At 72.0% G+C, this 9,182-nt stretch carries 8 protein-coding genes and 2 pseudogenes; all 10 read right to left on the bottom strand.

What is annotated here, in order from left to right; translation table 11 throughout:
- The coding region (locus IE178_RS34635) for a flavodoxin-dependent (E)-4-hydroxy-3-methylbut-2-enyl-diphosphate synthase (protein ID WP_193515014.1) at positions 1-208 on the bottom strand (208 nt) is incomplete at its 3' end.
- Positions 209-212: 4 nt separating this feature from the next.
- Complete coding sequence (gene hpnH, locus IE178_RS34640; protein WP_193515015.1) at positions 213-1,235, bottom strand: adenosyl-hopene transferase HpnH; 1,023 nt, start codon at positions 1,233-1,235, stop codon at positions 213-215.
- A 5-nt stretch (positions 1,236-1,240) separates the two neighbouring features.
- Positions 1,241-1,882, bottom strand: a complete 642-nt coding sequence (locus IE178_RS34645) for a 5'-methylthioadenosine/S-adenosylhomocysteine nucleosidase family protein (protein WP_193515016.1) — start codon at positions 1,880-1,882, stop codon at positions 1,241-1,243.
- The gene (shc, locus tag IE178_RS34650) at positions 1,882-3,954 is read right to left on the bottom strand and encodes a squalene--hopene cyclase (RefSeq protein WP_193515017.1); all 2,073 of its coding nucleotides are present in this window, start codon (positions 3,952-3,954) and stop codon (positions 1,882-1,884) included. The genes IE178_RS34645 and shc overlap by 1 nt, the downstream gene beginning before the upstream one ends.
- A gap of 117 nt (positions 3,955-4,071) precedes the next feature.
- On the bottom strand, positions 4,072-5,136 hold the full coding sequence (locus IE178_RS34655) for a polyprenyl synthetase family protein (protein ID WP_193515019.1): 1,065 nt from the start codon (positions 5,134-5,136) through the stop codon (positions 4,072-4,074).
- Between the two features lie 64 nt (positions 5,137-5,200).
- A complete protein-coding gene (gene hpnE / locus IE178_RS34660) occupies positions 5,201-6,721 on the bottom strand; it encodes a hydroxysqualene dehydroxylase HpnE (RefSeq protein ID WP_193515018.1) in 1,521 nt (506 codons plus the stop codon).
- Positions 6,718-6,843 carry a DUF6380 family protein gene (locus IE178_RS36680; protein WP_369075358.1) on the bottom strand — a complete coding sequence of 42 codons (126 nt, stop codon included), beginning with the start codon at positions 6,841-6,843 and terminating at the stop codon, positions 6,718-6,720. Before IE178_RS36680 ends, hpnE begins: the two co-directional genes overlap by 4 nt.
- Positions 6,843-7,792, bottom strand: a pseudogene (gene hpnD / locus IE178_RS34665) (presqualene diphosphate synthase HpnD). Before hpnD ends, IE178_RS36680 begins: the two are co-directional and overlap by 1 nt.
- Positions 7,789-8,706 carry a squalene synthase HpnC gene (gene hpnC / locus IE178_RS34670; RefSeq protein ID WP_184762380.1) on the bottom strand — a complete coding sequence of 306 codons (918 nt, stop codon included), beginning with the start codon at positions 8,704-8,706 and terminating at the stop codon, positions 7,789-7,791. The pseudogene hpnD and the gene hpnC overlap by 4 nt, the downstream one beginning before the upstream one ends.
- Before the next feature lie 361 nt (positions 8,707-9,067).
- Positions 9,068-9,182 (bottom strand): annotated as a pseudogene (locus tag IE178_RS34675) (ABC transporter ATP-binding protein); the annotation flags it as partial.

A 9,182-nucleotide genomic window follows, 5' to 3' on the forward strand; every position in this document is an offset into this window, starting at 1 on the left:
GCACGATCTGGCAGCCGGACGCGGTGAGCTCGGCGATCTGCTGCAGCGTCGCCCCGATGTCGGACGTACGCGTGGTCGTCATCGACTGCACGGACACCGGGGCCCCGCCACCGACCGCCACGGAGCCGACCTGGATCCGCCGCGAGGCGCGCCGCTCGGCGACCGACGGCACGGGCACCTGGGGCATCCCGAGGGAGACAGCGGTCATGACCTCACTCCCGGTTTCCGGAGACCGTCTCGCGCATGGCGCGCAGCGACTCCTTGAGAGATCCCATGGTGGCGAGGACGGCGGTGGGCTCGTAGCCGCAGTGCGCCATGCAGTTGGCGCAGCGCGGGTCCTTGCCGCGGCCGTACTTGTCCCAGTCGGTCTCCTCGATCAGCTCCCGGTACGTCGGCACGTATCCGTCGCTCATCAGGTAGCAGGGGCGCTGCCAGCCGAAGAGCGAGTAGTTCGGGATGGCCCACGCGGTGCAGGGGAAATCGACCTTGCCCTCGAGGAAGTCGAGGAACAGCGGGGAGTGGTTGAGCCGCCAGCGGCGCCGGTTGCCGCCCGCGAAGGCCTTCTTGAACAGTTCGCGGGTCTGCTCCACGCCCAGGAAGTGCTCCTGGTCGGGGGCCTTCTCGTAGGCGTAGGCGGGCGAGATCATCATCTCGTCGACCTTGAGGTCGTCGTTGAGGTAGTTGAGCACCTCGACGATGGTCTGCGGGGTGTCGGTGTTGAAGAAGGTCGAGTTGGTGGTGACCCGGAAGCCGCGCCGCTTGGCCTCCTTGATGGCCGCCACCGCCTCGTCGAACACGCCCTCCTTGGCGACCGACTCGTCGTGCCGCTCGCGCAGCCCGTCGATGTGCACGGCGAACGCGAAGTACGGCGAGGGGGTGAACTTGTCCATCTTCTTGCGCAGCAGCATGGCGTTGGTGCACAGGAAGACGTATTTCCGTTTGGCCACCAACTGGCGCACGATCTCGTCGATCTGAGGGTGCATCAACGGCTCGCCACCGGCGATCGACACCATCGGCGCCCCGGACTCCAGCACCGCGCCCACGGCCTGGGCGACGGGCATCCGCTGCTTGAGCACCCCGGCGGGGTGCTGGATCTTGCCGCACCCCTCGCACTTGAGGTTGCAGGCGAAGAGCGGTTCCAGTTCGACGATGAGCGGGAACTTGTCCCGCCTGCGGAGCTTCTGTTCGGCCAAGTATGTAGCGACCTTGATGGACTGACGCAGCGGCATGGCCATCTGGCTCACCTCCTGGGGAGCAGCAAGGAACGGTGCCATTCATAGAAAGCCGGGAGTACGGAACGAAGGACACGGAAAGCCGATATTCCACCGCGCACGGTGCCGATCCGGACGAGTTCGTGTTCCGGAGCATCCACCACCACCCGGACGGCCGCAACCGGGCGCTCGCCCGCCCGGACGGCGCTCAGCAGCGTGGCCGCCGATTCCATGTCGACCGCGATCGCGCCGGTCGCGAGCAGATCCGACCGTTCGTGACCGCGGACAACGTGATCGGAGCCGGTGAGCGGCCCGGTGTGAACGGTGCGCCCGGGCACCGCACGCACCAGCTCCTTCACCAGCAGCTCGGTCCCGACGCAGGGGACGCTGCCGCGCGGGTCCCGGGTCTCCTCGGCGACGACCAGGTCGCCGGGGTGCATGCCGGGCGCGAGCCCGGCGCAGAAACCCGTGGCCAGGACGGCCGCCTCCCGCAGGACCGGGTGGGCGAGCACCCGGGCCACGGAACGCCCGGCCGCCGCCGGCCCCATGCCCGTACGCAGGATCGTGACCGGCCCGCCCGCACCGCCGCGCTCCCGACGCCGCAGGGCGAACTGCTCGATGCCGAGCGCGCAGGCGATCAGCAGCGGAGCCGGGGCGGGCCGGGCGCTCATCAGCTCCCCTTCGCCTCGGCGAGGGACTGCTCCTTGGTGGCCTCGGCCTCATCGGGATCGGCCTTCGCCACGACCGGCCTCTTGGCGAAGGGCTCCCCGTGCACGTACCGGCCGAGGGCGGTGAGCGGGAAGACCTGCCGGTAGAGGTGGTAGTTGATGGAGAAGTCCCAGGGGAAACCGGTGCCGGTGAAGTACGGCTCGTCCCAGGAACCGTCCTCGCGCTGGGTGGCCGCCAGCCACTCGATGCCGCGCTCGACGGCACGGGACTCCCTCTCCCCCGCCGCCAGCAGCGCCATCAGCGCCCATGCCGTCTGCGAGGCGGTCGAGGCACCCCTACCGCTCCACTCCCGGGCGTACCGGTAGGAGCGCAGGTCCTCGCCCCAGCCGCCGTCGTCGTTCTGCACCGACTCCAGCCAGGCCACGGCCCGACGGATCGCCGGGTGGGAGCCGGGGATCCCGGCAGCGGCCAGGGCGGGGACGACGGAGCCGGTGCCGTAGATGTAGTTCACGCCCCAGCGTCCGAACCAGGCTCCGTTCGGTTCCTGTTCGGCGAGCAGCCACTGAAGGCCGCGCCGGGTGCGCGGATCGTGGGCGAGGCCCTCGACGGCGAGCATCTCCACGACGTGCGCGGTGACGTCGGCGGACGGGGGGTCGATGACCTCGCCGAAGTCGCAGAACGGCAGCCGGTTGGGGAACGGGCTGGTGTTGTCGACGTCGAACGCGCCCCACGCGCCGTTCTTCGACTGCATGCCGAGGTTCCAGCGCACCCCGCGCCCGATGGCGTTGTCCAGCCGCTCGGGATCGTGGTGCTTGACCCGGCGCAGCGCCAGGACCACCTCGGCCGTGTCGTCGATGTCGGGGTAGTTGTCGTTGTGGAACTCGAACGCCCAGCCACCGGGCGGCAGGTGGGGCCTGCGCACGGACCAGTCACCGGGTCGCACGATCTGCTCGCCGAGCATCCAGTCGGCGGCCTTGACCAGTTGCGGGTGGTCGGCGGGCAGGCCCGCGTCGGCCAGCGCGATGGTGGCGAGACAGGTGTCCCACACCGGGGACTGGCAGGCCTCGACCATCCGGGCCCCGTCCTCGCGCCACACGGCGAACCGGTCCAGCGACTCCAGGCCCGCCCGCATCACCGGATGGTTCAGGTCGTAGCCGAGCAGGTGCAGTGCGATGATCGAGTACACCGCCGGGGGCTGGATGCCGCCCCAGCAGCCGTCGTTCTCCTGCCGCTCGATGATCCACCGGGCGGCGGCGTTGACGGCCGCCCTGCGCAGCCGGCGCGGGACCGCCTTGCGCAGGGCGTGCAGGCCCTTGTCCAGCCGCTGGAAGGCGCCGTCCCAGCTGGCGGCCGGTGCGAGCGGCCGGGGAGGGTTGGGGCGGTGCGGGTCGGTGTGCAGCTCGTCCAGCGGGAACGGGGCGGGCCGTACCGGCCGCTTGGCGGAGACGATCGTCAGCGGCACGATGGTCTGCCGGGCCCAGCAGCCGAAGTCGTAGATGTTGAGCGGCAGCCAGGACGGGAACCAGATCAGCTCGGGCGGGAGTTCGGGCAGGTCCTCCCACTTCCACCAGCCGAACAGGGCCAGCCAGATCCGGGTGAAGACCCGGGAGGCGGCGATACCGCCCTGCTCGCGGATCCAGGCGGAGGCCTTCGCCATGTGCGGGGCGTCGGGCGGGTCACCGGCCAGACGCAGCGCGACGTACGCCTCGATGGTGGTGGAGAGTTCGCCGGGTCCGCCGTGGAAGGTGGCCCAGGTGCCGTCCTGGCGTTGCTCCCCGCGGATGAACAGCGCGGCGGCGCGGGTGGTGTCCTCGTCGCCGATGCCGAGGAACTGACGCAGCAGCAGGTCCTCGGCGTCCATCGTGACGTTGGTCTCGAGGTCGCCCTTCCACCAGCCCTGGTCGTCCTGCCGGGACAGCAGGAAGTCGGTGGCGCGCCGCATGGCGCGGGCGGCGACGTCGGGTACCCCGGTCGCCACGGGGATGTCGGAGTCGGTGTGGGTGTCGGTTTCGCTGGCCGCGGGTACTCGGGACGGCCACGCCGCCCCGGTGCTTCCGTCGGTCGTCGCTGTCATGGCTTCCCCTTCGTGCAGTCCTGCGAGTGGTGTCTGCTGTGGGTCCGCCGTCGGCCGGTGCCGTTCTCCCCGCAACACCGGCCGGCGACTACGCGAGGGCTATTCGACCGATAGTGATCATCTCTTTCGTACGACGACGAAGTCCGCGAGCGCCGTGAACTGCTCCCGCACCCGGTCGGGCATGTCGACGGCGTCGAGGGCTTCGATGGCGATGGTGTGCTGACGGCGTGCCTCTTCGGCGGTCCACTCCCGGCCGCCCGCCTCCTCGATGAGGGCGGCACGGGCCGCGAACTCCTCCTCGGAGAAGTTCGCGAAGTCGCTGCTCTTGGCGTCCGCGGCGAGGATCTCGCCGAGCCGCCGGGCGGCGGGGCCGTCCGCCGCGAGCGCGGCCACGACCGGGAGGGACTTCTTGCGCTGGCGCAGGTCGCTCCAGGTCTGCTTGCCGGTGGCCCCCGGGTCGCCCCAGATGCCGAGGAGGTCGTCGACGGCCTGGAAGGCGAGGCCGAGGTGGTAGCCGTACTTCTCCAGCGCGTCGGCGGTGCGGTCGTCCGCGCCGCCGAGCACCGCGCCGATGGAGCTGGCGCAGGCGAGCAGGGCGCCGGTCTTGTTGCCCTCCATCTCCAGGCACTCCTCGACGCTGACGCGGTCGCGGTGCTCGTAGGAGATGTCCTGGGCCTGGCCGTCGATGAGCGAGCGGCTCGCCGCGGTCAGCCGGCGGGTGGCGCGGCCGGCCTCGACGGTGCCGAGTTCCAGCAGCACCTCGTTGGCCAGGGCGAACAGGGCGTCGCCGACCAGGATGGCCTGGGCGGGGCCGTGCACCTTCCAGACGGTGTCGCGGTGCCGGCGCTGTTCGTCGCCGTCCATCAGGTCGTCGTGCAGCAGCGAGAAGTTGTGGACCAGTTCGACGGCGACCGCGCCCGGGACGCCCGTCTCCGGCGTCGCCCCGGTGACCTCGGCGGACAGCACCGCGAGGGCGGGGCGCACGGCCTTGCCCCCGTCCCCGTCCGCGGGCCGGCCCTGGGCGTCGATCCAGCCGAAGTGGTAGGCGGCGACCGTGTCCATCGGAGAGGCCAGGCGGTCGACGGCCGCCCGCAGTACCGGCGTGGCCAGGGTCCGGCCACGCTCCAGGAGCGCGGACACGTCCACCGCGGTCCTTCGAGCGGCCTGCGAGGCCGGGGGCACAGTGGGCACAGTCTCTCCTCTTGTTGCTTTACCGGGGATGCGGGGACCTGCCGCGCCGCACGCGTCAGTCTTCACCGGGCCCACCTCGCGGTGCGGCGCCGGTCCCCTCCGGCTGTCGGCCGGGGGTCCGGGGGCCGGCGGCCCCCGGGAAGACGGCGGGCGCCGCCTCCTCGATCGTGAAGAGGTGGCGGGGACGGGGCCGTCCCAGGGCGCCCAGCGCGGCGTCCGCCGCGCCGACGCCGCTGCGGACCGCGCTCTCCATGGTCGCGGGCCACCCGGTGGCGGTCCACGCGCCGGCCAGGTACAGGCCGGGTGCCTTGGTGCGGGCGCCGGGCCTGAGGCGTCCGACGCCGGGAGCGGGAGCGAACGTGGCGGTGCGCTCCCGGGTGACGAAGAAGTCCTCGACCCGCGCGTCGCGCGTGTGCGGCAGCAGCCGCTCCAGTTCGGGCAGGTACCTCTCGCGCAGCGCGGCGACCGGCTCGTCGATCTCGTCCTGGGCGACCGACTGGGACAGCGCCAGGTACTGGCCCCGCTTCAGTCCGGACGCCGCGGTGCGGTCGAACACCCACTGCACGGGGGTGCCCAGGGCGGCGAAGAAGGGCCGCGCGAGCACCTTGCGGTCGTAGACCACGTGGATGTTGAGGATCGGCGCGGTGCCGATGCCGAGCAGCCGCTCGGGGGCGTCCAGCGCGCCCGCGGGCAGCAGTTCGTACGCCTCGCGCTGCGGTACGGCGAGGACGACCGCGTCGGCCCGGATCGTCTCGCCGGGAACCCGAACGCTCCACCCTCCGTCGCCGTTGGCGGAGACGGAGGTGACCCGTGCACGGACCTCGGTGCGCACGCCCGCGGAGTCGAGCGCCTCGCGGGCGAGCCGGTCGTGCAGTTCGCCCAGCGGGACTCGGGCCCAGCCGATGTCGGCGGCCGACGGGTCGGACAGCAGACCGGTCCTGAACACCATCGCGGCGAGCGACAGGGACGCGTCGCCCGCGACCGCGTTGAGGGTGGCGACCCCGACCAGGTCCCACAGGGCCTCGATGGCGCGCGCCGACTGGCCGTGCGCGGTCAGCCAGCTGCCGAAGTCCTGGGTGTCCAGGGCCGGATCGGCGAGGTCGAGCCCTTTCAGCGCGAGCGCGGCCCGGCCCACCCTGGCCCGGTCGGCGAGCGAGAGATGCGGATACGCGGCGAGGCTGCGCCCCAGATGCAGGGGAACCGGCAGGGCGTCGCGCCGCAGCCTGCCGAGCCGCCGCCCCTCGGGGCGCCTGACGTCGACCACGGGCACGTCGAGACGGTCCTGCAGCGGTGCCAGCGCCGCTCCGTCGATCCGGTCGAGGAACCAGCGGTAGGCGGTGCAGCAGCGCAGGTAGACGTGCTGGCCGTTGTCGACGGTGAGGTCGCCGCGCTGGAAGGAGAAGGCGAGTCCGCCCAGGCGCGGCCGGCCTTCGAGCAGGGTGACGCCCACCCCGGCGTCGGCGAGCGCGAGCGCGGCGGTGGTCCCGGCGAGCCCGCCGCCGACGACGACGGCGTGCCGTCCTGCCGGAACCGGGTCGTCCGTGAGCGGCCCCGCGGTGCGTGTGCCGTGGCTCATGCGCCCTCCCCTGCCCGGACGCCGTGCTGCTTGAACGGTGCACGACCGGCCGTCTCAGTCTGGGACGCGGCGTCGCGGCGGAGGGTTGCCCGCCGTTTCTCACCGGGGAGCGGGGTGTCCATCAGGCGCGCCTCCTGACGGTCCGCCGGGCCAGCTGGCGGGTGTCCAGGCCGGACAGGCCGCGCACCGCGACGTACGCCTTCTCCCGTCCGGGCAGGGAGACCCGGCCGCGCAGCACGGCCTCGGGGTCGCGCTCGATGCGGTCCAGGAGCCGGCGGTAGATGCCGGCCATGGCGGCGACGCAGGCGCCGCTGCGCCGGTCGAGCATGGGGAGCAGCCGGTATCCCTCGGCGAAGAGGGCGCGGGCCCTGCGCACTTCGAAGTGCACGAGGCCCGCGAAGTCGGAGCCCTCCGGTGGTGTCGGACCGCTGAACCCGGCCGAGCAGCCGAACTTGGCGAGGTCGTCGGCGGGCAGATAGGTGCGCCCGCCCTCGGCGTCCTCGCGGACGTCCCTGAGGATGTTGGTGAGCTGGAGCGCGAGGCCGAGCGTATCGGCGTACTCGGGGGCGCGCTCGGCGCCGCGCGCGCCCGGTTCGGTGCCGAACACGCCGAGCGAGAGCCGTCCGATGGCGCCCGCGACACAGCGGCAGTAGACCTTGAGGTCGTCCCAGGTCTCGTACGTCTCGCCGCGTACGTCCATCTGGACGCCGTCGATGAGTTCGTCCAGGCCGCCGAGCGGGATGGGGAAGTGTTCGGCCGCGTGGGCGAGGGCGACCGCGACCGGGTCGGTGTCGTCCTCGTCGACCGCGCCGTCGCGGATCCGGGTGAGCAGCGCCCGGGTGTCCTCGAGCCGGGCGACCTTGACGTCGTCCGCCAGCGTGCCGTCGCCGATGTCGTCGACCCGCCGGGAGAACGCGACAGCGCCGACATCGCGCGCCGCTTGGGCGTCGGCAGCAGCCGGATGCCGTAGGCGAAGTTACGTGCCTGCTGTCCGGTGACGGCCTCGCAGTAACTGTAGGCGGCGAGTACCGGTGCGGACGCGGGTGGTTGCGACTCCACGGTCCGGATCACCCCTTTCCTCGCAGAGTCGCGCCCGCCTCGCGCAGCAACTGGAGCTTGCCGGGCTTGGGCGGGCCGGGAAGGACGTCGTATTCGGCGGCGGCGATCGCGTGGACGGCCGCTCTTCCCCCGGCCACGAATCCCGCGAGCAGCACCTTGAGTCTGCCGTGGACACTGCCCACGAGGGGGGCGCCTTCATCCAGCAGGTCCCGGGCGCGTTGGGCCTGGTACGCGATGAGCGCGCGCACCGATGCGCCGGCGGTGGGGGCGGCGAGGTCCGCCTCACGGACATGGAAGAGCTTCATGTCCGTGGCGGGCAGATAGATGCGGTCGCGGCCGAAATCCTCGGCGACGTCCTGGAGGTGCTCGACGATCTGGAGGGCCGTGCAGATGGCGTCCGAGCGGCGGATCCGCTCCGGGGTGGCGGTCCCGGTGACGGCGAGGACGAGCCGGCCGATGGGGTTGGCCGACAGCTCGCAGTAGGCGAGCAGGTCGTCGTAGGTCGCGTACCGCTTGACGAGCTGGTCCTGGCGGTTGGCGGCGATCAGGCCGAGGAACGGCTCGGGCGTCAGCCCGTGACGGCGGACCAGGGGCCGGAGCCGGAGCAGCAGCGGATGGCGCGGCTCCGGTCCGCCCGGATCGAACGCCCGCAGAAGGTCGGCTTCGAAGGCGTCCAGCAGCACCAGCCGGTCCTCGGCCTCCTCGGCGGAGACACCGAGGAGGCGGACGTCGGCCCCGCCGGGAGCCAGGTCGCCGTCACCGATGTCGTCGACCAGACGGGCGAAGCCGTACACGGCCATGAGGTCGTCACGCCAGGACCTGGGCAGGTAGAAGGGAGCCACGGGGAAGTTCTCGGCGGCGGCCTTGTCGAGCGTGGCACGCTCGACCCCGGCATCGACGGCACGCGCCGGACCGGTGGACGTCATCGTGGGCTGCCCAGGGCGGGGACGGCACACGCTGCGTTCAGCCTGGGAGTCTCCGTAGCCATTGCCGTCACATCTCCCGTTCTACACTGCTGACCCAATGCACACTATTTCGGACACGCCGCCCAGGCTTCCGCCGGGCGGCATCGATGGATGATGTCGGGCATTATGGCCCTGATTGCCGCCTTTCGGGACCGGTACAGCTTACGTTGTACAACCCGGCGCGTGCCGCCGGGGGTCTCCCGCGCAGCACATCAACACACCGTTCGGCGCCAAGATTCCGCGTGGCGGCAGGAGTTGACGCCTCCTTTGCAGACGTCGAGCCCCGCCGGACAGTTCCCGGCGGGGCCCTGGGCGCATCGGGCTACTTCCCCGTGAACTTCTCGTACTCCTTGAGCACCTCGTCGGTCGGCCCGTCCATGCGCAGCTCGCCGCGCTCCAGCCACAGCACGCGGTCGCAGGTGTCGCGGATGGACTTG

This window comes from Streptomyces griseoloalbus (assembly GCA_014650015.1).
Taxonomy (GTDB): Bacteria; Actinomycetota; Actinomycetes; order Streptomycetales; family Streptomycetaceae; genus Streptomyces; species Streptomyces griseoloalbus.

Excerpts from the sequence above, each read along its gene's own strand:
- shc (WP_193515017.1), bottom strand. The coding sequence starts at position 3,954 with ATGACAGCGACGACCGACGGAAGCACCGGGGCGGCGTGGCCGTCCCGA.
- hpnC (WP_184762380.1), bottom strand. The coding sequence starts at position 8,706 with ATGACGTCCACCGGTCCGGCGCGTGCCGTCGATGCCGGGGTCGAGCGT.
- IE178_RS36680 (WP_369075358.1), bottom strand. The coding sequence starts at position 6,843 with ATGGACACCCCGCTCCCCGGTGAGAAACGGCGGGCAACCCTCCGCCGC.
- hpnE (WP_193515018.1), bottom strand. The coding sequence starts at position 6,721 with ATGAGCCACGGCACACGCACCGCGGGGCCGCTCACGGACGACCCGGTT.
- IE178_RS34645 (WP_193515016.1), bottom strand. The coding sequence starts at position 1,882 with ATGAGCGCCCGGCCCGCCCCGGCTCCGCTGCTGATCGCCTGCGCGCTC.
- hpnH (WP_193515015.1), bottom strand. The coding sequence starts at position 1,235 with ATGGCCATGCCGCTGCGTCAGTCCATCAAGGTCGCTACATACTTGGCC.